Source organism: Gordonia pseudamarae, from assembly GCF_025273675.1.
Lineage (GTDB): Bacteria > Actinomycetota > Actinomycetes > Mycobacteriales > Mycobacteriaceae > Gordonia > Gordonia pseudamarae.
In genome coordinates this window covers 2,488,195-2,513,210 of record NZ_CP045809.1, presented here as the reverse complement: position 1 = coordinate 2,513,210, position 25,016 = coordinate 2,488,195, and the positions used below count along the sequence as shown (strand labels likewise).

Here is a 25,016-nt window from a genome sequence, read left to right as displayed (position 1 = left end):
TGCCCCCGGCGTTGTGCGGGACACCTGCCGAACACTCGCATAGACAGACCGGTCTGTCTACATAGGGTCGATGCTCTAGGGTTGACAACGTGAGTGTGAGCGAATCGACGACGCAGCCCGGCGCGGCCCCGCCCGCCCCCGGAACCCCGGCGCGGCGCCTCCTGGACTCGGCCACCAAACTATTTAAGGCACAAGGAATTCGGGCTGTCGGCATTGACCTTCTACTACGCGATGCCGGTGTTGCGAAGGCAAGTCTCTACTCGTCCTTCGGTTCCAAGGACGGCCTTGTCGAGGCCTACCTCCAGTATTTGGATCAGACTGATCGCAACAGATGGGCCGACGCGGTGGCAGCGGTGACCGAGCCCGGACAACGCATTCTGACGTTCTTCGATCTGGCGATCCGCGGCGGGCCGACCGGCAACTTCCGCGGCTGCCACTACGCGAACGCCGCCACCGAGTTTCCCGAGGCCGATCTGCGCGCGGTGCGCGAACACCGCGAGTGGGTCTTCGGCACGATCCGCGGGCAACTGGCGGCACTGGGCAATCCACAGCCCGGCGCACCGGCCGCCGAGATCCAGTTGATCTACGACGGCGCGCTGTCGGGCGCCAAGTTCGACCGGTCGGTGGCGCCGATCGAGTTGGGTCGCGCCCTGGCGGCCGACGTCATCGACCGGAGCCGTCTCATCGACGGTGATCGGTGGTGACAGTGCGACCCGGTTCCCTCGCGGAGCATGGGCGCGTCGATGGCGTCGCGGGCGTCGAGGAATGCGACCTCACCGTCGATGTCGGACACGAGCGCATCGGAGTCACGCCATACTATCCGGCCCAGGCCCGGTATACGAGACCGTACTGGCGCCCCGGTGTTGATCGACTCCACGCGCGGCACCCGGAAATCCCATTCGAGCTGCGGTGGGATGGTTCGAGGTCCGGCGGTCCGGGCCATCAGTGGTCGATCAGGTCGGCGTAGGTCCGCAGGCCCTGCGGCGGAAGGACCGCCTTCAGCGCGAGTGTCCGCTGGGCGGCGATGTACTGGTCGAGCGTCATCGTCCGCTCGAAATACCAATGCTTGAGCGCCCACGAGTGGGCCAGCAGCAGCAGGTTGTAGGCGACCAGGTCCGGGTCGTCGGCGATGAGCAGGCCCGCGTCGACACCCTGGCGCACCGCTTCGCGCAGTGGCTCGCTGGTCTCGATCTCCAGGCGTTTGATCTCGGTACGCCCTTCGGCCGAGAGTGCGTTGCTCTCGCGGTAGGTCAGGACGGCCGCGTGCCGATAGCGGTCGATCACCCGGCAGTACGCCTCGAAGGCCGCCGAGAGTCTGCGGATGGGGTCGCCGCCCGCGGCTTCCATCGCGGCCGGGACATCCTCGGCGAAGGCGCGCAGGACGTCGACGATCACGGCCAGCAGCACCTGCTCCTTGCCGCCGAAGTAGCGATAGATCAAACCCACACTGACGCCGGCCTCCTCGGCGAGGGCCTGCATGGACACCGACTCCGAACCGCGGCGCTCCATCAAGCGTGCGGCTGCGTCGAGGATCTGGCGGGAACGTACGGCAGCGCTTGCCGCACGTGCGGCCTCGGTGGCGCTGACGCCGATAGAACTGCTGGTCATAGGCACCTTTCGGAATGAATGTGAATTCACTCTAACGCCTCACCCCGGTTCGGCGCTTGACGGGAGGGGTGGAGTGAATCTATATTCATTCAAAGTGAATCAATATTCATCGACTCTCGGACCGCACGAAAGGCACAGCTCATGACCCAGTTCGAAGACATCACCTACGAGGTCGACGGCGCGGCCGGACTCATCACGATCAACCGGCCGCAGCGCTACAACGCGTTCCGCGCCAAGACCGTCGACGAGCTCATCTCCGCCTTCCAACAGGCCTGGACCGACCGGGCGGTGCGCGCGGTGATCCTGACCGGCTCGGGCGAGAAGGCCTTCTGCACCGGCGGCGATGTGAAGCAACGTGCCGAGACCGGCGACTACGGACCCAGCGAACTCGGCCGGTTCCGCATCTCCGACCTCCACAAGCTGATGCGCGACATTCCCAAGCCCGTCATCGCCGCCGTCAACGGCATCGCCATCGGCGGCGGGCATGTGTTGCAGGTTCTCGCCGACGTCTCGATCGCCGCCGACACCGCCCGATTCGGGCAGGCCGGCCCGCGCGTCGGATCCTTCGACGCGGGCTTCGGCTCGGCCTACCTCGCCCGCGTGGTCGGGGAGAAGAAGGCACGCGAGATCTGGATGTTCTGCCGCCAGTACAGCGCCGACGACGCGCTGGCGATGGGACTGATCAACAAGGTGGTTCCGGCCGACCAGCTGCTGACCGAGGCCAAGTCCTGGGCCGCCGATGCCGCGGCGCTGAGCCCCACCGCCATCAAGTTCCTCAAGCAGTCGTTCAACGCCGACACCGATCACCAGGCGGGACTGTCGAACATGGCCATGACCGCACTCGACATGTTCGGGGTGTCGCCGGAAGGGATGGAAGGCGCCACCGCTTTCGCGCAGAAGCGCACCCCCGACTTCGATTCCGTAGTCGACTGGCACTGACCACCACCGCGACCAGGAGAATGGCCATGGACTACGGATTCGATGAGGACCAGCGGGACTTCCGCACCGAGGTGGGCCGGTGGGCGGACAAGGTGCTCGCCCCGCACTACCAGAGCGACGACAAGACGGCGACCCTGCGTAGGCAGCAGGTCGAGGACATGGCCGCGATGGGGATGACGGGCCTGCGGATCCCCGAACAGTACGGCGGCCAGGAGGCATCGGCCGTCATCGCGGGGATCGCCGCAGAGGAGGTCGGGCGTGCGGACTTCAACGCCGGCTACCTGATCATCAACACCGCTCTCATCAGCGACATCCTGGTGCGCAACGCCACCGACGAGCAGAAGTCGGCCTGGCTGCCGGCGATCGCATCGGGAGAGACCGTCCCGTGCATCATGATCACCGAACCGGGCCACGGCACCGACGCCGCCGCACTCACGCTGCGTGCGGAGAAGACCGACGAAGGCTGGAGCCTCAACGGCGAGAAGACCTCGATCACCCTGGGCATGGCCGCCGACAGGGCCGTCGTGCTCGCCCGCACCGGCGGACCCGGCGCTCGCGGGGTCTCGGCGTTCTGGGTCGACATGGACAGCCCGGGCATCTCCCGGACCGCCTTCGACGACCTGGGCAGCCGGGCCATCGGCCGCGCCACCATCTACTTCGACAACGTGCGGGTCAGCCAGGACCGGCTCATCGGAGCCGAGGGCGGCGGCTTCGTCTCGGTGATGGAGGGGTTCGACTACTCCCGGGCGATCATCGGGCTCCTGTGCCTGGGCGCCGCGCAGCAATCGCTGGACGAGGCGATGCAGTGGGCGCGTGACCGCGAGGCCTTCGGACGACCGATCGGTACGTTCCAGGGCGTATCCTTCCCGCTCGCGGAGGCCGCGACCTACATCACCGGCGCCCGCCATGTCTGCTACGAGGCGTTGTGGCGCAAGGACAACGACCTGGATCACTCCGCGCAGGCCGCGATGGCCAAGTTCTGGGCACCCAAGCTCTCTGTCGATGTCATCCACCAGTGCCTGCTCACTCTCGGCCACATCGGGTACTCGACCGAACACAAGGTCGGCCAACGACTGCGCGACGTCATCGGCCTGGAGATCGGTGACGGCACCGCGCAGGTCTCCAAACTCGTCATCTCCCGCAATCTTCTCGGCCGCAGCTTCGCGCCCTGAACCGCCAGATCCCACCTACCTCCGCCACCCCGGCGTTGACCCAGGAGTAATCCCATGACCACTCGCCTCAACGGCAAGATCGCCTTCGTCACCGGAGCGGGGCAGGGCATCGGCGCCGCCATCGCCCACCGCCTCGCCGCCGACGGCGCCACCGTGATCGTCACCGACCTCAACGCCGAGACCGCCACGGCAACCGCGGCCGAACTCGGCAACTCTTCCGTCGGCCTGCAGGTCGACGTCACCGACCGCGACAGCGTCAACGCCGCCGTCGACGAGGCCGTGGCCACCTTCGGCCGGATCGACATCCTCGTGAACAACGCCGGATGGGACAAAGGCGAACCGTTCGTCGACTCCGAGCCCGAGACCTGGGACCGCATCGTCGCGATCAACCTGTACGGCGTGTTGAACACCTGCAAGAAGATCGTGCCGCTGATGCAGCAACAGGGTTCGGGGAAGGTGGTCAATCTCGGCTCCGACGCCGGACGTGTCGGCTCGTCCGGCGAGGCGGTCTACGCCGCCGCCAAGGGCGGCGTCATCTCCTTCACCAAATCCCTTGCGCGTGAAACAGCCCGCAACCAGATCAACGTCAACTGTGTCTGCCCCGGACCCACTGACACCGCCCTGTTCGCGTCGATGGGCGGCGAGAAGCTGCGCGAGGCGCTCAAGAAGGCCATCCCGATGCGGCGGCTGGGCCGGCCCGAAGATCTGGCCAAGACCGTGGCCTTCCTCTCATCCGACGACGCCGATTTCATCACCGGCCAGACCGTCAGCGTCAGCGGCGGTCTGACCATGAGCTGACAGGACATCGGATCATGGAGACAATGCTCACCCCGCAGCTGTCAGCGGCCTATCACGACGGCGGCTACTGGCCGGACAGGGTGATCACCGACTACCTCGACGACTACGCCCGACAGACCCCGGACAAGACGGCCTTCGTCGACCATCGGCGCGAGATCACCTACGCGCAGCTGCGCGACGAGGTCGACCGTTGCGCGCTCGGACTTCTCGAACTGGGCGTGCGGCCCGGCGACGTGGTGTCCTTCCAGATACCGAACTGGATCGAATGGGTCGTCGTGCACTACGCGGCGAGCCGGATCGGTGCGGTCAGCAACCCGCTCATCCCGATCTATCGCGAACGCGAGGTCGCGTTCATGATCCGCCTTGCCGAGAGCAAGGTGCTGATCATTCCCGAGACGTTCCGCGGATTCGACTATCGGGCGATGTACGAGGACCTTTCGGGGGCGCTGCCATCGGTGCAACACACGCTGGTGGTGGGCTCGAGCTTCGACGAGTTCATGGACACGCCGTGGGAGCAGCGACGCGACCGCGCCGAGCTGGGTGCCCTGCGGCCGGACGGCGACGACGTCTCCCTGCTGATCTTCACCTCGGGCACCACCGGCGAACCCAAGGGTGTCATGCACACCCACAACACGTTGGTGGCCGCGAACCTCCCGCTGCCGGCCCGGCTCGGGATCACCGCCGACACCGTGTTCCACATCGCGTCCACCCTGGCGCACCTCACCGGGTTCCTCTACGGAGCGCGCCTGAACGTGCAGAACGGTGCGACCTGCGTCTTGCAGGACGTATGGGACAAGGAGCGGTTCGTCGAGTTGGTCGCCCGGCACAAGATCAACTACACCTCCGGCGCAACCCCGTTCCTGCACGACTTCATTTCCGCGCACTCGCTCGCCGACAACGATCTGTCGAGTCTGCGACTGTTCTGCTGCATGGGCGCCCCGATACCGCGGGCGATCCTCGAACAGGCCCGGCGTTCGGTGCCGGGCATGGTGGTGCTCGGCGGCTGGGGGCAGACCGAGAACGCGCTGGTGACGCTCGGCGTGCCCGGTGACCCGGTCGAGAAGATCGTCGGCACCGACGGCTGTCCGTGGCCCGGTATGGAGATCCGGACCGTCGACGCCGACGGCGAGGCGGGTGCCCCGGGTACCGAAGGACGTCTGCAGGTTCGCGGGCCCTCGCTGTTCGTCGGCTACCTCAACCGCCCCGACGAGACCCGGGCCGCCTTCTCGCAGGACTGGTTCGACACCGGCGACATCGGCGTGATCGACGCCGACGGCTACCTCAAGATCTCCGGCAGGACCAAGGACATCGTCATCCGCGGTGGCGAGAACATTCCGGTCGCCTTCGTGGAGAACGTCTTCTACGAGAATCCGCGAATCGAGTCGGTCGCCGTGATCGGTCTGCCCGACCCGCGCCTGCAGGAACGCGCCTGCGCGTGCGTGGTACTCAAACCGGACGAACGCGCGGCCGGATTCACCTTTTCCGAGATGCAGGAATACCTGGCGGGAAAGGGACTGGCCAAACAGTACTGGCCCGAACGGCTGGAGGTAATGGACTCATTGCCCACCACGCCCTCGGGAAAGATTCAGAAATTTCAACTGCGCCGCAAGATTGGTGATGACGCATGACCACTGCACTCAACGAACTCTTCGCCGTCGACAGGCTCTTCTCGGCCGAAGAACTCGCTATCGCCGCCACCGTACGGGATTTCGTCGCCCGCGACATCACTCCGCACCTGGCCGGATGGTACGAGACCGGTGAGATCCCGGCGCGCGATCTGGCGCGCGGACTCGGCGGTCTCGGCGTCCTCGGAATGCACCTGCAGGGCTACGACTGCGCCGGAACCTCGGCGAAGGCCTACGGGCTGGCCTGCCTGGAGTTGGAGGCCGCCGATTCGGGTCTGCGTTCGCTCGTCTCCGTTCAGGGGTCGCTGGCCATGTTCGCGATCTGGCGGTGGGGCAGCGAGGAACAGAAGCAGCAATGGCTGCCACAGATGGCGCGTGGGGAGGCGATCGGCTGCTTCGGCCTGACCGAACCCGACTACGGTTCCAATCCGGGCGGTATGCGGACCCGTGCCCGGCGCGACGGCGACGACTGGATCCTCAACGGCAACAAGATGTGGATCACCAACGCCTCGGTCGCCGACGTAGCCGTCGTGTGGGCCCAGACCGGCGAGCAGGGCGATGCACGCGGAGTTCGCGGCTTCGTCGTCCCGACCGACACCCCGGGATTCTCGGCACCGGCGATCAAGCACAAGCTGTCGCTGCGCGCCTCGGTCACCGGTGAACTGGTGCTCGACAACGTCAGGCTGCCCGCCTCGGCGCTGCTACCCGAGGCCGAGGGGCTCAGGGGTCCGCTGAGCTGCCTCAACGAGGCACGGTTCGGCATCGTCTTCGGCGCGATGGGCGCGGCCCGCGACTGCCTGCAGACCGCGATCGCCTACTCCGGTGAACGGGAGATCTTCGACCGTCCGCTGTCAGGCTTCCAGCTGACCCAGGCGAAAATCGCCGACATGGCACTCGAGTACGGCAAGGGTGTGCTGCTGGCGGCCCAACTCGGCGAACTCAAGGATGCCGGCACGCTGACCTCCGAGCAGATCAGCCTCGGAAAACTCAACAATGTGCGCGAGGCGATCAACATCGCGCGTACGTCCCGCACCATCCTGGGCGCCGCCGGCATCACCCTGGAGTTCCCGATCATGCGTCATGCCAACAATCTGGAGTCGGTGCTCACCTATGAGGGCACCAGCGAGGTGCACCAGCTCATCATCGGCCAGGCGCTCACCGGACAGGCCGCCTACCGCGGTTGAGGCCGCATTATACGCCTGCCCGCCGGCGGACACGGCGACCGACAGGATCTGGCATCGTGACTTGCAGCTGCCGCATATGCGGTGGTCTTCCGAGTGAAGGAGGCAGCATGGGCATCGCCGACGACGCCAAGAACAAGGCCGAAGAACTTGCCGGGCGCGGCAAAGAAGCGGTCGGCAGTCTCACCGACGACGACAAGCTCAAGGACGAAGGACGCGACGACCAGAACGTCGCCAAGGGCAAGCAGGCGATCTCCGACGCCGCCGACGCGGTCAAGGGGAAGGTCGACGACATCAAGGACACGCTGAGCGGCAACTGACCGCGACCGAGCCGGGGGCGATCGGAAGGCCCGCGCGACATTCCATACAGTGGTCATCATGCAATCGTGGCCACAACCCAGCCTTCCGGTCGTCCCCGGCCGTGGTCCGGCACTTCGCCTCCATGACACCGCCGACCGGCAGGTCCGTCCGGTCACCCCCGGCCGGACCGCGACCATGTACGTATGCGGGATCACCCCGTACGACGCCACCCACCTCGGTCATGCCGCCACCTATCTGACCTTCGACATCATCAACCGGGTACTGCGTGACCAGGGCCATGACGTGCACTATGTGCAGAACGTCACCGACGTCGACGATCCGCTGTTCGAACGGGCGGACCGCGACGGAATCGACTGGCGTGACCTCGGCGCCCGCGAGACCCAGCTGTTCCGTGACGACATGACCGCGCTGCGCGTGCTTCCACCGCGTGACTACATCGGCGCCGTCGAATCGGTCGAGGAGGTGGTGGAGGCGGTAGGCAAACTCGTCGCCTCCGGTGCCGCCTACATCATCGACGATGAGTACCCCGACATCTACTTCCGCACCGACGCCACCGAACAGTTCGGCTACGAATCGGGCTACGACCGGGCGACGATGGACCGGTTCTTCGCCGAACGCGGCGGCGACCCCGACCGGCGTGGCAAACGCGATCCGCTCGACGCCCTGCTGTGGCGTGCCGCCCGGCCCGGCGAACCGTCGTGGGAATCCCCGCACGGCCCGGGCCGGCCCGGCTGGCACATCGAATGTTCGGCGATCGCACTCAACCGCCTCGGTGTCGAATTCGACATCCAGGGCGGCGGACAGGACCTGATCTTCCCGCACCACGAGTTCTCCGCCGCACACGGTGAGGCGCTCACCGACACCCGCCGCTTCGCCCGGCACTACGTGCACACCGGCATGATCGGCCTCGACGGCGAGAAGATGTCCAAGAGCCTGGGCAACCTCGTGCTGGTGTCCAGGTTGCGTGAGCAGGGCGTGGACCCGGCGGCGATCCGGCTCGGCCTGCTCGAAAGCCACTACCGCACCGACCGGATGTGGACCGCCGACGTGCTCGAGCGGGCGATCGCCCGGCTGAACCGATGGCGTTCGGCGGCCGCCGCCACCGCCGCCCGCGACGCCGCACCCGTCATCGACCGGGTCCGTCAGCATCTGGCCGACGACCTGAACACCCCGAAGGCGCTCGCCGCGGTGGACGGATGGTGTGCGGACGTGGAAACCGGCATCGGCCGGTCGGCGTCGGCACCGGCGGAGATCGCGGTGGCCGTCGACGCGCTCCTGGGGATCAGCCTGCGCTGAATCCCGATGCGCGCTGGGTGACAGATGTCTCGTCCGCTTGGGTACAGTGCTCTCGTGGCTCGCGCGAATGAGATTACCCCCAACACTGATTCGGGAGTGTGGACCGTCGTCACCCAGACGTCAACGTATTTGCTCGATTTCAACGAGATGACGCTGCTCCGGGCACCCGGGGTGGGGGTCTCCGACAGCGAGGAATGGGCGGTCAGCAGACTGCGCCGCGATTCCGAGGACATCCCGCTCCTGGGTGTGCGCAGCTGCCGGATCGGCGAATCGGCCCAGTTCTGGGTGCGCGCGGCCGACGACCCGGACGTGCGCACCTGGCGCATCACCACGCCCGTCGAGTCGATCGAGAGGATCGGCTAGCGCAACGCCACCGGCCCCTCAGCGACCCTCAGCCCGGAAACGGCCCGGAGTCGCCGCGGCGCTTGAGATACCGTTCGAATTCGGCGGCCAGCGCATCCCCGTCGAACTTGGCCATCAGCTCGTCGGGGTTGTCCTCGGCGTCACCGCGTTCCTCCAGCCCACGCACGTAGTCGGCGATCTCGTCGTCGTCCTCGGTCATCTCGGTGACCGAGCGTTCCCATTCCTCGGACTGCTCGGGAAGCGTGCCCAACGGCACCTCTATGTCGAGCACCTCCTCGACGCGCCGCAGCAGGGCGATGGTCGCCTTCGGATTGGGCGGGGTGGACACGTAGTGCGGGACCGCCGCCCAGAACGACAACGACGGCAATCCGGCCTGCACGAACAGGTCCTGCAGCACCCCGGTGATACCAGTCGGTCCCTCGTACCGGCTTTCGGCCAGGTTGTAGCGCGTGGCCGACTCACTGCTGTATGCGGCGCCGGTCACCGGCACCGGCCGTGTGTGCGGAGTGTCGGCGAGCAACGCACCCAGCATCACCGTCACCTCCACGCCCAGCGCGCGCGAGACCTCGACGATCTCGGCGCAGAAGGCACGCCAGCGCATATTGGGTTCAATGCCGCGGATGATCACGACGTCGCGGTCCGCACCGGCCGGGCTGCACCAGGAGATGGACGTGGTCGGCCAGTCGATGCGCCTGGTCACGCCGTCGACCTGCTTCACGGTCGGCCGGTTGACCTGGTAGTCGTAGTAGTCGTCGGATTCGATGTCGATGAGGTGTTGGGCGTCCCAATTCAGCGCCAGATGCTCGACCGCGCCGCTTGCGGCATCGCCCGCATCGTTCCACCCCTCGAATGCGGCGATCAGCACCGGACGGCGGAGCCGGGGAAGGTTCGACAGCTGCTCAGCGTTCACTGATCCAGCCTACGACCCAACCGCGAAGAAGGGCGAACTAAGCTGTCAAGCATGTCCCACCGTAAACCGCATGCAACCGAACAGGCCGGATACGACTCATCGTTCCTGTCGGCGATGTCCCGCCGAGTCCTGATCGGCGACGGTGCGATGGGCACGATGCTGCAAGCCGCGGATCTGACGCTCGATGACTTCAACGGCCTTGAGGGCTGCAACGAGATCCTCAACGACACCCGGCCCGACGTCCTCGCCGATATCCACCGAGCCTACTTCGAGGCCGGCGCCGACGCCGTGGAAACCAACACCTTCGGCTGCAACCTGTCCAATCTGGGCGACTACGACATCGCCGACCGCATCCGCGAACTGTCCTACAAGGGCACCGCGATCGCCCGCGGCGTCGCCGACGAGATGGGCGTCTCCGCTGGGGGCACCCCGCGGTTCGTGCTCGGTTCGATAGGTCCGGGCACCAAACTGCCCAGCCTCGGACACACCACCTTCGAGATCATCCGCAACGCCTATTACGAGTGTGTGGCCGGCATGCTCGACGGCGGCGCCGACGCGATCCTGGTGGAAACCAGTCAGGACCTGCTGCAGGTGAAGGGGGCGGTGATCGCGGCCCGCCGTGCGATGGCCGACCTGGGTCGGTCGATCCCGATCATCTCCCACGTCACCGTCGAAACGACCGGCACGATGCTGCTCGGTTCGGAGATCGGTGCGGCACTGACCGCGATCGAGCCCCTCGGCGTCGACATGATCGGCCTGAACTGCGCGACCGGACCGGCCGAGATGAGCGAGCACCTGCGCTACCTGTCCAAGCACGCCCGCATTCCGGTGTCGGTGATGCCGAACGCGGGTCTGCCGGTACTGGGCCCCAACGGCGCCGAGTACCCACTGGCCCCCGACGAGCTGGCGGTGGCGCTGAGCGACTTCGTGAGCGGGTTCGGTCTGGCGTTCGTCGGCGGCTGCTGCGGCACCACCCCCGAACACATCCGCCAGGTCGCCGAGGCCGTGGCGCAGGTCACGCCCGCGGTGCGTACGCCCGACCACCAGTCGGAGACGTCCTCGCTGTACACGGCGGTGCCGTTCGACCAGGATGCCAGCTTCCTGGTGATCGGTGAACGCACCAACTCCAACGGATCCAAGGCGTTCCGCGAGGCGATGATCTCCGGCGACTACCAGAAGTGCCTCGACACGGCCAAGGACCAGACCCGCGACGGCGCGCACATGCTCGACCTCAACGTCGACTATGTGGGCCGCGACGGTGCCGCCGACATGACGGCCCTGGCCACCCGTTTCGCCACGTCGTCGACGCTGCCGATCATGATCGACTCCACCGAGCCCGAAGTGATCGAGGCCGGACTGGAGGCGCTCGGTGGCCGGTGCGCGGTCAACTCCGTCAACTACGAGGACGGCGACGGACCCGACTCGCGGTTCGCCCGCATCATGCGCCTGGTCGTCGAGCACGGCGCGGCGGTGGTGGCACTGACCATCGATGAGGAAGGTCAGGCGCGCACCGCCGACCACAAGGTGGCGATCGCCGAACGCCTGATCACCGACATCATCGACAACTGGGGGCTGTCCGAAGAGGACATCATCATCGACGCCCTCACCTTCCCGATCTCGACCGGTCAGGAGGAGGTGCGCCGCGACGGCATCGAAACGATCGAAGCGATCCGGCGGATCAAGGAGGCGCACCCGCAGATCCACTTCACCCTCGGTATCTCCAACATCTCGTTCGGCCTGAACCCGGCCGCACGGCAGGTGCTCAACTCGGTGTTCCTGCACGAATGCGTCCAGGTCGGCCTGGACACCGCCATCGTGCACGCCTCCAAGATCCTGCCGATGGCACGTATCCCCGACGAGCATCGCGAGGTTGCCCTCGACCTGGTCTACAACCGCCGCACCGACACCTACGACCCGCTGCAAAAGCTGATGGAGCTGTTCGAAGGCGTGTCGGCGGCGTCGGCACGCGAATCGCGGGCCGCCGAACTGGCCAAACTGCCGCTGTTCGAGCGGCTGGAGCGGCGCATCGTCGACGGCGAACGCGCCGGTCTGGAAGCTGATCTCGACGAGGCGATGACCGAGGTGCCGCCGCTGAAAATCATCAACGAGACCCTGCTGTCGGGGATGAAGACGGTCGGCGAACTGTTCGGCTCGGGACAGATGCAGCTGCCGTTCGTGCTGCAATCGGCCGAGGTGATGAAAACCGCTGTGGCACATCTAGAACCGCATATGGAGTCCACCGGCGACAGCGGCAAGGGCCGCATCGTGCTGGCCACCGTCAAGGGCGATGTGCACGACATCGGCAAGAACCTCGTCGACATCATTCTGTCCAACAACGGCTACGAGGTCGTCAACATCGGTATCAAGCAACCGATCTCGACGATCCTGGAGGTCGCGGAGGACAAGAAGGCCGACGTGATCGGCATGTCCGGGTTGCTCGTCAAATCGACCGTGGTGATGAAGGAGAACCTCGAGGAGATCAATTCACGGGGCCTGGCCGACGCCTACCCGGTGCTGCTCGGCGGCGCCGCGCTCACCCGCGCCTACGTCGAGAACGATCTGAGCGACACCTACGAGGGCGACGTGCACTACGCGCGCGACGCCTTCGAGGGACTGCGGTTGATGGACGACATCATGGCCACAAAACGGGGGGAGGGGCCGGCGCCGGACAGCCCCGAGGCCATCGCCGCGGCCAAGAAGACGGCCGAGCGCAAAGCCAGGCATGAGCGGTCCAAGAAGATCGCCGCCAAACGCAAGGCGGCAGAGGTGCCGGTAGAGGTGCCGGCACGCTCGGATGTCGCCACCGACAACCTGATTCCGACACCGCCGTTCTGGGGTACCCGCATCATCAAGGGGGTACCCATCGCCGACTACATGCAACTGCTCGACGAACGGGCACTCTTCCTGGGGCAGTGGGGACTGCGCGGAACCCGCGGCGGCGACGGACCGTCGTACGAGGACCTGGTGGAGGCCGAGGGCCGCCCGCGCCTGCGGTACTGGATCGACCGGCTGTCGACCGAGAACATCCTGCAGCACGCCGCCGTCGTCTATGGGTACTTCCCGGCGGTCAGCGAGGGCGATGCGGTGCATGTGCTCACCGAACCGCGACCCGACGCACCCGTGCGGTACACTTTCGAGTTCCCGCGTCAGCAGCGCTCGCGGTTCCTGTGCATCGCCGACTTCATCGCCTCCCGCGAGGCCGCCATCGCCGCGGAACAGGTCGACGTGCTGCCATTCCAGCTGGTGACGATGGGTCAGCCGATCGCCGACTTCGCCAACACATTGTTCGCCGAGGACGCCTACCGCGACTATCTCGAAGTCCACGGCATCGGCGTGCAGTTGACCGAGGCCCTCGCCGAATACTGGCATCAGCGGGTCCGGTCGGAGCTGTCGTTCGACTCGGAGGACCCCGAGCACGCGCAGGGCTTCTTCGATCTCGAGTATCGGGGTGCCCGCTTCTCGTTCGGGTACGGCGCCTGCCCCGATCTCGACGACCGCGCGAAGATGATCGACCTGCTCGAGCCGGGCCGGATCGGTGTGGTGCTGTCGGAGGAGTTGCAGCTGCACCCCGAGCAGTCCACCGACGCCTTCGTCCTGCACCATCCCGAAGCGAAGTACTTCAATACGTAGTAGATGTAGCGCTCTCACCAGGAAATACTGTCGACGCCCTTGCTGAAGACGGTGGCAATCCTCGGATAAGGTGGCAATCTGGCCGGCAACGAATCAGCCCCTGTCAGGGAGTCCAACCTCGGGCTTTCACGCCGATTTCGTGTCGTGAATGAAGAATGGTGCCCTAACCTGAGATGATTGAACTTGCGAAGGTATCAAATCGGACCAGATCGAGGAGCACCATTGCGGTGAGTAAGTCTACGTCGCCCTACCCCACGCTGTCTGCAGATGGCACCGGAACCGGGATCGTATGTGGAAGTCGCAGATCTCGACTACCCGAGGCCCGAGCGAGCACCGACGTTACGGGGTGACCGGGATGACTGGAATATGGGGAGCCTCTGAGCTCCCGGAACCGAAGATATTAACCAGTTTGCGCAAAATATTGGCGTCAGCCATCCATGGGCAGGCCGGCGCGATCGATTCAAGAGAGCTCGTGTTGCACCCTATCGGATAGGTGGGTAGCGGTTCTGCGCCTGCGGTGGCATGGGATAGAAAGGGTGTCAGCGCGATTCCTGCGGAAATGGCGGCGACGCCGATTCCCTTGCGAACAATAGTCATCGAGACCTCATCTCAGTTTATGTAACGGAATAATCCTAGGAGTTGCGCAGCGACGCTACTACGCCGACCACCGAGATTCATTGTTTCGGAGGACGAGATGCGGGTGTCTGCGGCGCCGGTTGCCAGGAAGGACGCAGAGCGCTCCCACCAGGTGCACAGCAACCACGACGACGATGGTCCCATGACCTCTGCAACTCTGACGATCCCGGACCGGGTGCCGAACGACGACCCACCCACACCGACCGGGGCGTCGCCGCGATGGCTGCGCTGGTCGGTGCTCGGTGCGATCATCGTCGTGGCGCTGGTGATCCGCTGGCAGTTCCTCGACAACGAGACCCTCGACTACCGGGCGTTCCTGAGTCGCTGGTACGGAGTGCTCGACACCCAGGGCACCGAGGCATTCACCGAACGGTTCGCCGACTACAACTACCCGTACCTGTATCTGATCTGGATTCTGACGGCACTCAACATCCCCGCGCTGGTGGGGATCAAGGCGATCTCGATCATCTTCGACGTCGTCCTGGCCTTCTTCGCCTATCGGATCGTCGCCCTGCGCACCGAACGGTTCTCGCTGCGGGCGCTGGCGTTCGGCGTGATGATCCTGCTCCCGTCGGTCATCGCCAACAGCGCGTACTGGGGTCAGGCCGACGCCATCTACTCCGCGTTCGTACTCGGCGGAGTCTATTTCCTGTTGCGGGCCCGGAGTGAGGACATCGAGCGGTCGGCGTACCTGTGGAACTCGGTGTGGGCGTGCGCGTTCTTCGGTCTGGCGCTCTCGTTCAAACTGCAGGCGGTGTTCGTGATGCCGGTGCTGCTGTGGCTGCTGCTGCGCGGGAAACTGCCGTGGCAATCGCTGGTGGCGATTCCGGTGGTGTTCGCGCTCATGGAGGTTCCGGCCCTGCTCGCCGGCGCTCCCCTGCACGACGTGCTGACGGTGTACCTGGATCAGACCGGTTCCTACAAGAAGCTCACCCTCGGTGCGGCCAACCTGTATCAGCTCGTCCCGATCGACGGGGACGCCACCTGGCTGGCACACGCGGGCATCGCGGTGGCCGGGGCTATCGTGGTGGCCTTTCTGGCCTGGTCGGTGTGGCGCAAGCCACCGGTGACCCAGGCCTCGATCCTGGCGGTGGCCACCGCCAGTGCGGTGATCGTGCCGTTCCTGCTGCCGGCCATGCACGATCGGTACTTCTACGCCGCCGAGGTGCTCAGTGTGGTCCTGGCGTTCTACCTGCCGCTGCGGTTCGTCATCATCCCCGTCCTCATCCAACTCGCCGCGATCGGCGTCTACCACTCCTCGCTGAGCGGTGATCAGGGAATGGGTGGGGGTGGCTTCGGCGGGGCCGGACGAGGCGGCTTCGGCGGCGGTGCCGATGCCCCGGCCGCGCCGACGGGCACCGGCGGGGGTGTGCCCACCGGAGCCGCCCGCCCGGGCGGTCCGGGTGGTCCGGGTGGTCCGGGTGGGGCGCACGGCGGAGGGGGAGCCGACGGGTACACCTCCGGCCGCGGTGACGGCACCCTGGCGATGTGCGCCACCGCTATGGGACTGTCCGCGCTGACACTGGTGTACGCGGTCGCCCACACGCTCCGTCGCGGTGCGCACCCGCTACCCGGAATACTGCGCCAGGATCGACATCCGAACGCCATCTGAGCTGTGGGTTTGCAACCCTGACCGCAACCTCGGGAATCATGGTCTTCCATGAGTACCGCACCCGTGGCACCGGCCGCCGTCCTGTGGGACATGGACGGCACCCTGCTGGACTCCGAACCGATCTGGGACATCGCGGTCGAAAAGTTCACGCTGCGGCACGGCATCACCATGAGTGCGGCACTGCGCGAATCAACCCTGGGCAACTCGCTTCCCGATGCGATCACAAAGGTTCACGACGCCGCCGACGTCGCACCCGGCGACCGTGATCTGGCGGGCGACAGCCGCTGGATCATCGATCAGGTCGCGATCCTGTTCGGCGACGGCCTGCCGTGGCGTCCCGGCGCCGAACAGGTACTCGATCTGCTCGTCCACCGCGGCATTCCGTCGGTGCTGGTCACCAACACGATCCGCGAACTCACCGACATCGCGCTCGACACCCTCGGCCGCCATCGGTTCGCGGCGACCGTCTGTTCCGACGAGGTAGTCGCGGGAAAGCCACAGCCATACCTGTACGTGCGGGCCGCCGAACTGGTGGGGCAGCACCCCGGCGCGTGCCTGGCCGTCGAGGACTCGCCGACCGGAACCCTGGCCGCGACCACGGCGGGCTGCCCGACACTCGTCGTCCCGTCTGCCGTCCCCGTGCCCAAGGGGTCGCTGCGCAGCTTCCGCACGTCACTGGCCGGAATCAGCTTTGACGATCTTGTTGCCGCGTGGACCGGAGAACACGGGCATATCCATTAGGTTCGCTCGCTCACGGCGTGCGAGAATAGGCCATCGTGAAGACTTTCGAGGAGCTGTTCGCGGAGCTGAGCGACAAGGCATCGAGCCGCCCGGAGGGCAGCGGCACCGTCGCCGCCCTCGACAACGGGGTACACACCCTGGGCAAGAAGATCATCGAAGAGGCCGGCGAGGTGTGGCTGGCCGCCGAACACGAGTCCGACGAGTCGCTCGGCGAGGAGATCTCCCAGCTGCTGTACTGGCTGCAGGTGATGATGATCAAGCGTGGCCTGACCCTCGACGACGTCTACCGACATCTGTGAACCGTTAGAACCCAACACCTTTCACAGTCCCATCTCGTCAAAGGACCTACCCACCATGTTGCGTGTGGCAGTGCCCAACAAGGGCGCCCTCAGCGAATCCGCATCCGCCGTGCTCGCCGAAGCCGGATACCGGAAACGTTCCGACAGTAAAGACCTGACCGTTCTCGACAACAACAACGACGTCGAGTTCTTCTTCCTGCGGCCCAAAGACATCGCCATCTACGTCGGCCAGGGCACCCTCGACCTGGGCATCACCGGCCGCGACCTGGCCGGTGACTCCGGCGCCGCGGTCGACGAACAGATCGCCATGGGATTCGGCGCCTCGACCTTCCGCTATGCCGCGCCCGCCGGACAGGACTGGACCGTCGCCGACCTCGCCGGAAAGCGTATCGCCACCTCATACCCCAATCTGGTGCGCCGCGACCTCGCCGACCGGGGTATCACCGCCGAGATCATCCGGCTCGACGGCGCCGTCGAGATCTCCATCCAGCTCGGCGTGGCCGATGCCATCGCCGACGTCGTCGGCTCCGGACGCACGCTGCGTCAACACGGCCTCGTCGCATTCGGGGAGGCCCTCTGCGATTCGGAGGCCGTACTGATCTCTCGGCCCGGTGCCGAACCGGACAAGGCCGCCCGCCAGTTCATCGCCCGCGTGCAGGGCGTGGTGTTCGGCCAGCAATACGTGATGATCGACTACGACTGCCCCAAGTCGCTACTGGAACAGGCGTCGGTGATCACCCCGGGCATCGAGTCGCCGACAGTCTCGCCGACCGCCGACCCGGACTGGCTGGCCGTCCGCGCGATGGTCCCGCGCAAACAGCACCAAAACCTGATGGACGATCTGTCCGAACTCGGCGCAAAGGCCATCCTGGCCACCGACATCCGCTCCTGCCGCTTCTGACACACCCCGCCTGACGGCTCACGAGGTTTCGAGGCTCGGTCGCCGGGCGACCTCGCACCTCAACCGGCGAAGTCGGGTCGCCGGACCAACTCACACCGCAACACCTCGGTGGTTGAGGTGTGAGGAGCGTCAGCGACGAGCCTCGAAACCCGGTGAGCGAACCATGTCCGCTCACGAGGTTTCGAGGCTCGGTCGCCGGGCGACCTCGCACCTCAACCGGCGAGATGGGTCAGTCGCCGAGGGCGGCGATGATTCGCGGCCGCAGTTCGGCGGCGGGGATCACCGCGTCGACCGATCCGACCTCCACCGCGCGCCGGATGCTGTGAATCTTGTCGAACTCGGCGGCGACCTCACCGAGCTTCTCGGCGCGGACAGAGGTGCGCATGTCCTCCAAGTCGGCCTCCAGCAGTGTGCGTTCGGCTCCGTCGGCGGTCTCGGTCCGGGTGCGGAGTTCCTGTACCCGAGGATCGGCGGCCGTGCGGTGTGACACCTCGCCGCCGAACACGGCGGCCGCTGCGGGGGCGCCGCCCAGCACGGAGGCGAATGAGCCGTCGACTGCGAGGACAGTCATCTTCGGGTTGAGTGTCTTGGAGAACACTACGAACGCACCGCCGTGATACCGCGAGATCACGCAGAAGACGATCGGACCTTCAAAATTGACGATGGCCCTGCCGATTTCGGCACCGTACTCCAGCTGCAGTCGGCGCATCGACTCGGGTGAGCCGTCGAAGCCGGACAGATTGGCCAGCACCACCAGCGGACGGTTGCCGCTGGCCGCGTTGATCGCCCGCGCCGTCTTCTTCGACGAACTCGGGAACAGGGTGCCGGCGGTGTAGGTGTCCGGGCCGTCCGACGGCGGGAACCCGGTCCGGGGCACGGCCTTCGACTCGATACCGACGAGGCAGACCGGCCGCCCGGCCAGATGCGCGTCGGTGACCACGGAGGTTTCCGCGTCGGCCATGTTCGCCCAGCGCTCGAGCACCGGATGATCCTGGTCGGCAACAGCGCGCATGACCGTGCGGATGTCGAACGGCTTCTTACGGTCCGGGTTGGCGGTGGCCGAGAAGATGTCACCGACGGTGGCGAAGTCGCTGCCCGCCAGCACATGCGGGAACGGACTGATGTCGCGGTCGGTGGGGTCGGCGGTGACGGTGCTGCGCGGTGCGGTCTCCCCGGGCACGACGTAGGTGTGGTCGTAGTGCGACATCAGGATGTCGCGGGCCGCGGTGAGATTCGGCGCCCAGTACTGGGCCTGGCCGTTGGGCCCCATCACGCGGTCATAGCCACCGATACCGAAGTTGTCCTCGGCGGACACGCCGCCGGAGAAGTCGAGCGCCTGCTTGCCGGTGAGCACCATCGCCGATTCGGGTGTCATCACGAGGATGCCCTTGGTGTGCATGAGCATCGTCGCTTCGGCGTTCCAGTACGGCTGGGCACCCACGTTGATGCCCGCGACGACGATGTTGATCTCGCGGCCGTCCTGGGTGAATTCGACGATCTTCTTGAGTGCGGCGGCCACCCAGTCCATGTTCTCGGTGCCCGATTCCATCGACACCCGGGCACCGGCCGACAGGGCGTACCACTCCAGCGGAATGTTGCGTTCCTCGGCCAGTTCGAGGGCGGCGATGACGCGGCGACATTCCTGCTCCGACAGCGCACCGAGTGCCTTGGTCGGGTCGCCCAGCAGCACCACGCGGGTGATGCCCTTCGGGTACTTGGCGGTGGCGGTGGTCACCAGTCCGGCGATGATGGCCGCCGAGTTCAGGCCCTTCGGGCGGTCGACCGGGACCAGCGTGCCGTCGTCGGACAGGTCGTGTTCGGTGAAATCACCCAGCAGGTCGACCAGCTCGTACGGGTACACGTTGCCGCGGGCGGCTGCGCGCAGCACCTTCTGCCGGTAGGCGTTGATCGGTTCGACAGGCTCGCCGATCGGGGTGTCGTAGTCGACGACCGCGTTGCCGGCGGCATCGAAACTCAGGTGGATCGCCGTCTTGACCAGTTCGCCGGACTCCTCGTCGGGGCGGCGGCCGATGATCAGGATCTCCTCCAGACCCGCACCGGCGGTCGTCGGCAGCACACGGTCGGCGATGCCCTGCAATTCCTCACGGGTCGCGGCGATCGGTGGCCACACATACAGCACCACACGGTTGGTGCTGAACCGGGTCGCCGCCGGGCGCCGGGCGTGGGCCCGCCGGACCGAATCCAGACAGGTCGCGATGGTGCGTTCGGCGGTCGGGTAGACGAGGATGCTGTTGTCCTGGTCGCGCAGCGGAGTCAGGTCACGGACCTGGGCGAACGCGATCAGGCGATCGTCGGACGGATTCTCCTTGGCGACGGCCCGGAACAGGTAGATCTCCTCGTCGTCGGACGAGCGGAGCCGGGTCAGATCGAACTTGTGTAGCCGCTCCATCTGCATCCGCTGCGCGATGTGCGGGTGCAGACCGCGGATCAGGCGGTCCTCTGTGAGCCCCGACAACGACGGCCGGAACGTGAAGTGGTGATGCATCACGGTGCTACCGGCGCCCGCGACGGTGGCGGTGATCCGTTGCAGCTGTTCCGGGATCGGGCGTGCCGACACGATCTCGTGCAGCGCGTTCACCATCTCGTCGAACGAAGCGGGCTGGCGTTCCCAGCTCAGGTAGATGTCGGCGAGCACCGGAACCGAACTCGACGATGCGAGTTCGATCAGGCCGCGGACCGCGGCATCGAGTGAGCCGTAGTTGACCGCGACGGAGGCGACGGTCACCTTGTGCCGGTCGGCGACCACGAAGTCGCAGCCGGCGATCTCCCGGACCCGCAGGTCGTTGAGGCCCTTGTTGCCGTAGTAGCGGCGGGTGAGGACCTCGAGCATGACGGCGTTGTCGTAGTTGCCGCGCGCGAGTCGCTGGGCGAGCAGCCGCACCAGCGGCTGGGTGCTCGGGACCATCTCCGCGATCCGCTCGGCCCGGTCGGCGGCATCGGGATGCACGTCGAGATACTGCAACGACTTGCGGACGGCGGTGTACACGCGGGCACGATCGCGGCGCAGCACGGGCAGCGCGAACCAGGCGTAGGCCACGCCGCGGGCCACGTCGGCGATTCGCGGGAAACGCACCTGGGTGACGCCGACGAGCCGTTCGAGGGCGACGGCGACCTGCCCGGCGATGGCGCTGTCCGGGACGGGTTCGCGCAGCCACTCGCGCAGCAGCGAAATGACCACGCCTGTCTCCGACCGCTGCTGGGCCAGGAAGATCCGGTAGACGCTCGATTCGAGTTCCGGCGAGCGGTCGAGTTCGGTCACCCCGTAGTGCCGGAGCGCTTTGGTCAGCGTCGAGCGGAACGACTCGGGCAGTCCGGCGCGTTCGACGTCGAGGCTGCGCAGGTAGGTGTGGAAGTATTCGCGGGCGCTGTGCACATGCCCGAGGCCGTCGTCGTCCTCGGTATTCTGCCGGTAGCGGTCGGACGGCCCGATGTTGGTCAGGTCGGCCAGGTCGGTGAACACCTCGAGGAGGTCGAGTTCGGCGGCGATCTGCCGATGACCGTCAGCGGTGGCCGCGGCGCGGGCGGCGATGTAGTCGTCGACGATCCGGCCGCCGTGCGGGCCCATGTCGTAGCCGAGCAGCAGGCTGCGCAGGTGTTCCTGGTGGCGCACCAACAGTTCGTCGGCGCCGCGGTCGGCGGGCACCCGCGGCAGATCCAGTTCGGCCTGTGCCGACGTCGCTCCGGCGTCGTCGTCCGCGCTGTCGTCGTCGGCGAGTTCTTCCAGACGCAGCAGGGGAGCACCCGACTCGACCTGCGATCCGACGGTCACCACGCAGTCGGTGAGGCGGGCGCGGAACGGTGCGCGCAGCACCGTCTCCATTTTCATGCTCTCCAGGACGAGGACCGGATCGCCGGCCTCGACCTCGGCGCCCACCTCGAGCGGTGTGGCCACCACCAGGGCGGGGGCGGGGGCGCGGACTACGCCTCCCTCATCACGGCTGACCCGGTGGGTGATGCCGTCGACCTCGATGAGGTGCACGGGTCCGTGGGTGCCGGTGGTGACGCGGTGGCGCACACCGTTGACCACGATCTGGCCGGAATGGTGGTCGAATCGGTGCAGGTCGATCTCTGCGGTCTGTGTCTCGGCACCGGCGTCGATGCCGATGCGGAACCGGTTGGCACCGACCCGGGCGGCCCGCACCCGGTAGGTGGCGCCACGCAGTTTGAGGTCGAGCGGTCGGCCGCTGTGATGCTGCACCTGCGGCCGGCCCCCGGCCGCGGTGGTGAGCAGACGATGCTGTTCGCCCTGCTCGTCCTCCTCGTAGATGTCGATGGCCGCCAGCGCCAGCGCCACACCGATGTGGCGGTGCGAGATGAGTCGGCCCTCACCGCGGACCCGGTCGATCCAGCCGGTGTCGGCGGAGCCGTCGATGACCTCGGGCTGATCGAGCAGATCGAGGACGAAACCCTTGTTGGTGGCGCCGCCCTCGATGATGACGCGCGTCTCGGTCATGGCGCGGCGCAACCGGCCCAGCGCCTGCACGCGGTCGGCGCCGTAGGCGATGATCTTGGCGATCATCGAGTCGAAGTCGGCGGGGATGGTGTCGCCTTCGCTGACACCGGTGTCCACGCGCACACCGGGGCCCGCCGGAAGGTCGAGCATCGCGATGCGGCCCGGTGCGGGTGCGAAGTCGCGGTCGGGATCCTCGGCGTTCAGGCGTGCTTCGACGGCGTGACCGCGTTCGGATGGCGGGGTGCCTTCGAGCTTGTTGCCGGCGGCCACCCACAACTGGGCGCGCACCAGGTCGGTGCCGGTGGTGAGTTCGGTGACCGAATGCTCCACCTGCAGTCGGGTGTTGACCTCCAGGAAGGCGAACAGTTCCTCGCCGGGGTGGTACAGGAATTCGACGGTGGCCGCGCCGGAGTAGCCGACGGCCACGGCCAGGCGTTCGGCCGATTCCTTGAGCTGGGTGACCTGGTCGGGGCGCAGCACGACCGAGGCCGATTCCTCGATCACCTTCTGGTTGCGGCGCTGGATCGAACAGTCGCGCACACCCAGCGCCCAGGCGGTGCCCTGGCCGTCGGCGATGACCTGCACCTCGACGTGACGTCCACCGGAGACCATGCGTTCGAGGAATACGACACTGCTGCCGAACGACCGGGCGGCTTCCTGACGGGTGCGCTCGTAGGCCTCGACCAGGTCGCTTTCCTGAGTGATCACGCGGATGCCGCGGCCGCCGCCACCGGCGGTCGCCTTCAGCATCATCGGGTATCCGATGGCGTCGGCCGCGGCGATGGCGTCGTCCAGGGTATCGACCGCGCCACCGCTCCACGGAGCGACCGGAACACCCACCGATTCGGCGATCTGCTTGCCACCGATCTTGTCGCCCAGTTTGCGCATCGCGTCGGGGCTCGGGCCGATGAACGTGACACCGATCTGCGCGCACAGTTCGGCGAAGGCGGGGTCCTCGGCGACGAAACCCCAACCGACCCAGGCTGCTTCGGCGCGAGTGGCGACGAGCGCCTGCTCCAGTGCCTTGAGGTCGATGTACGGCCGGGCCGAGGCGGGCCCGAGGTCGTAGGTGATGTCGGCTTCACGCACGAACGTGGCGTTGCGGTCGACGTCGGTGTAGAGGGCGATCGTCTCGATCGTCGCACCCGTCTCGGCGGCGAGATCCCGCACCGCGTGAATCAGTCGCATGGCTGCTTCGCCACGGTTCACGATGGCGATTCTGCTGAACATCGTCTACTCGCTCCATTCACCAAGTGGTCGTCTGCGGGAACCGTTCGGCCACCGGGATGGGCGCCGGATGTGATCCTCCGAGTACCCCATTGTGTGGGTGATCCGCGCTACTACCAAGTAGCACGCATCAAAAGTGGGATATGCGACGTTTATGTCGCCACGGCGGCCCGGCCGATCACGATGCGGGTATGGCGACCCGGCGCGGGAGCGGAGCGGTCACAGCCGGGCCAGTTGTTCGGTGAGCCGGCCGCCGACCCAGGGCGTGGCCAGCATGGTGGGTGAGCGCAAGGCCATCGCGACGGTCGGTTCTGCCTGCCAGACGACGGACCCGCCGACCGCGCGCCGATAGATGGGCGAGTCGAGCAGTGCGGTGGACGCCGGATCGCCCGCGGCCATGACAATGACGAAGTCGGCCGAGAGCAACCCGTAGTTCTCCTCGGAGATCACGACGGTGCCCGGGTTCTGCGCGTTGTCGGGCAGGCCGGCGAGCCGCGGAGCCAGACGCAAGCGGAAGGAGTCGAAGAACCGGCACATCGGGTCGTCCGGGTTCTTGAGCACGTTGACCTTGCCGACGGTGGGCGAGGCGACGAACATCCACGTCTTGCCGGCGGCGCCGGGCGGGGCGTCGGCGCCCACCTGTTCTGCGGCGGCGATCAACCGCTCGCCGCCACGCTCGTCGCCGACGACCCGGGCCACGTCGCGGGTCACCGTCTGCCACGAATCGCCCAGCGTCGATTCGTGGAACGCGACCACCGGCACGATCCCGTCGAACGCCCTGTACAGCTGCTCGGCGTTGGCCGCCTCCTGGGCGAGCACGAGGTCGGGTTCCGCCGACAGGATCGCTTCGCGGTCGAATCCGCCGACATTGTCCATCCTGAGCAGGGTGACGCGGTCGGTGTCCAGAAGGTTCTGCTGCCAGGGCGAGACCCCCGACGGGGTCACAGGACCGGCCACCGCGCCGACGAGCGTCTCCGGCGCCAGGGCGAGCAGTGCGTCGGTGGCCGCCACTCCCAGCGCGACGATGCGGGTGGGCTTGTCGGTGAGGGTGGTCTCACCGAAGGCGTGCGAGATCGTGACCGGCCCGAACCGTCCCGATGACGCCAGGGTATCCCGGTCGTCGTGCTCGGAACAGCCGGCCAGGCCAAGGACGCCGGCGACGATCAGCACCAGTGTCGCGCGGGCGGTACTGCTCGATCGTGTTCGCATTTGTGTCGTCTCCATATCGTCGGCGGCGGGTGATCGGGTCGGGACCGCCGGTTGGGGCGGTGAGCGGTGGAACG

At 66.8% G+C, this 25,016-nt stretch carries 18 protein-coding genes; 14 read left to right on the top strand and 4 right to left on the bottom strand.

The annotated features are described in order from the left end of the window. Nucleotides 1-89 precede the first annotated feature (89 nt). The gene (locus GII31_RS11100) at nt 90-704 is read left to right on the top strand and encodes a TetR/AcrR family transcriptional regulator (protein WP_213249497.1); all 615 of its coding nucleotides are present in this window, start codon (nt 90-92) and stop codon (nt 702-704) included. 238 nt (nt 705-942) lie between these two features. Here GII31_RS11100 and GII31_RS11095 read toward each other — a convergent pair whose 3' ends face one another. Beyond that, nucleotides 943-1,608 carry a TetR/AcrR family transcriptional regulator gene (locus GII31_RS11095; RefSeq protein WP_213249494.1) on the bottom strand — a complete coding sequence of 222 codons (666 nt, stop codon included), beginning with the start codon at nt 1,606-1,608 and terminating at the stop codon, nt 943-945. A 141-nt stretch (nt 1,609-1,749) separates the two neighbouring features. On the opposite strand from GII31_RS11095, the gene GII31_RS11090 reads away from it, so the two are divergent. From GII31_RS11090 to GII31_RS11055, 8 genes are all read left to right on the top strand, one after another. After that, the gene (locus GII31_RS11090; RefSeq protein ID WP_213249492.1) at nt 1,750-2,547 is read left to right on the top strand and encodes an enoyl-CoA hydratase-related protein; all 798 of its coding nucleotides are present in this window, start codon (nt 1,750-1,752) and stop codon (nt 2,545-2,547) included. A 26-nt stretch (nt 2,548-2,573) separates the two neighbouring features. After that, complete coding sequence (locus GII31_RS11085; protein WP_213249491.1) at nt 2,574-3,719, top strand: acyl-CoA dehydrogenase family protein; 1,146 nt, start codon at nt 2,574-2,576, stop codon at nt 3,717-3,719. Between the two features lie 54 nt (nt 3,720-3,773). Further along, a complete protein-coding gene (locus GII31_RS11080; RefSeq protein WP_213249489.1) occupies nt 3,774-4,517 on the top strand; it encodes an SDR family NAD(P)-dependent oxidoreductase in 744 nt (247 codons plus the stop codon). Nucleotides 4,518-4,531: 14 nt separating this feature from the next. Then, a complete protein-coding gene (locus GII31_RS11075; RefSeq protein ID WP_213249487.1) occupies nt 4,532-6,145 on the top strand; it encodes an AMP-binding protein in 1,614 nt (537 codons plus the stop codon). Continuing rightward, nucleotides 6,142-7,326 (top strand): acyl-CoA dehydrogenase family protein, encoded by a 1,185-nt coding sequence (locus tag GII31_RS11070; RefSeq protein ID WP_213249485.1) that lies wholly within the window; start codon nt 6,142-6,144, stop codon nt 7,324-7,326. Before GII31_RS11075 ends, GII31_RS11070 begins: the two co-directional genes overlap by 4 nt. A gap of 107 nt (nt 7,327-7,433) precedes the next feature. Then, on the top strand, nt 7,434-7,643 hold the full coding sequence (locus GII31_RS11065; RefSeq protein WP_213249483.1) for a CsbD family protein: 210 nt from the start codon (nt 7,434-7,436) through the stop codon (nt 7,641-7,643). 58 nt (nt 7,644-7,701) lie between these two features. Beyond that, nucleotides 7,702-8,940 (top strand): cysteine--1-D-myo-inosityl 2-amino-2-deoxy-alpha-D-glucopyranoside ligase, encoded by a 1,239-nt coding sequence (mshC, locus tag GII31_RS11060; protein WP_260840440.1) that lies wholly within the window; start codon nt 7,702-7,704, stop codon nt 8,938-8,940. Nucleotides 8,941-8,994: 54 nt separating this feature from the next. Continuing rightward, nucleotides 8,995-9,303, top strand: coding sequence for a hypothetical protein (locus GII31_RS11055; RefSeq protein WP_213249479.1), 309 nt, complete (start codon nt 8,995-8,997; stop codon nt 9,301-9,303). 28 nt (nt 9,304-9,331) lie between these two features. Here GII31_RS11055 and GII31_RS11050 read toward each other — a convergent pair whose 3' ends face one another. Next, nucleotides 9,332-10,213: a PAC2 family protein gene (locus GII31_RS11050; RefSeq protein ID WP_213249477.1), complete on the bottom strand. Its 882-nt coding sequence runs from the start codon at nt 10,211-10,213 to the stop codon at nt 9,332-9,334. A 51-nt stretch (nt 10,214-10,264) separates the two neighbouring features. Here GII31_RS11050 and metH point away from each other — a divergent pair, with 51 nt between their 5' ends. The 5 genes from metH to hisG all read left to right on the top strand — a co-directional run bounded on the left by metH (nt 10,265) and on the right by hisG (nt 18,032). Next, nucleotides 10,265-13,843, top strand: a complete 3,579-nt coding sequence (gene metH, locus GII31_RS11045) for a methionine synthase (protein WP_213249475.1) — start codon at nt 10,265-10,267, stop codon at nt 13,841-13,843. A gap of 778 nt (nt 13,844-14,621) precedes the next feature. Continuing rightward, nucleotides 14,622-16,091: a hypothetical protein gene (locus GII31_RS11040; protein ID WP_213249473.1), complete on the top strand. Its 1,470-nt coding sequence runs from the start codon at nt 14,622-14,624 to the stop codon at nt 16,089-16,091. Nucleotides 16,092-16,139: 48 nt separating this feature from the next. Next, nucleotides 16,140-16,832 (top strand): HAD family hydrolase, encoded by a 693-nt coding sequence (locus GII31_RS11035; protein WP_213249471.1) that lies wholly within the window; start codon nt 16,140-16,142, stop codon nt 16,830-16,832. A 35-nt stretch (nt 16,833-16,867) separates the two neighbouring features. Then, a complete protein-coding gene (locus GII31_RS11030; RefSeq protein ID WP_213249469.1) occupies nt 16,868-17,131 on the top strand; it encodes a phosphoribosyl-ATP diphosphatase in 264 nt (87 codons plus the stop codon). A gap of 55 nt (nt 17,132-17,186) precedes the next feature. After that, nucleotides 17,187-18,032 carry an ATP phosphoribosyltransferase gene (gene hisG / locus GII31_RS11025; protein ID WP_213249468.1) on the top strand — a complete coding sequence of 282 codons (846 nt, stop codon included), beginning with the start codon at nt 17,187-17,189 and terminating at the stop codon, nt 18,030-18,032. Nucleotides 18,033-18,261: 229 nt separating this feature from the next. On the opposite strand, the gene GII31_RS11020 is transcribed toward hisG, so the two are convergent. Continuing rightward, a complete protein-coding gene (locus GII31_RS11020; protein WP_213249466.1) occupies nt 18,262-23,736 on the bottom strand; it encodes an ATP-binding protein in 5,475 nt (1,824 codons plus the stop codon). 216 nt (nt 23,737-23,952) lie between these two features. After that, on the bottom strand, nt 23,953-24,942 hold the full coding sequence (locus tag GII31_RS11015) for an ABC transporter substrate-binding protein (protein ID WP_213249464.1): 990 nt from the start codon (nt 24,940-24,942) through the stop codon (nt 23,953-23,955). Between the last annotated feature and the right edge of the window lie 74 nt (nt 24,943-25,016).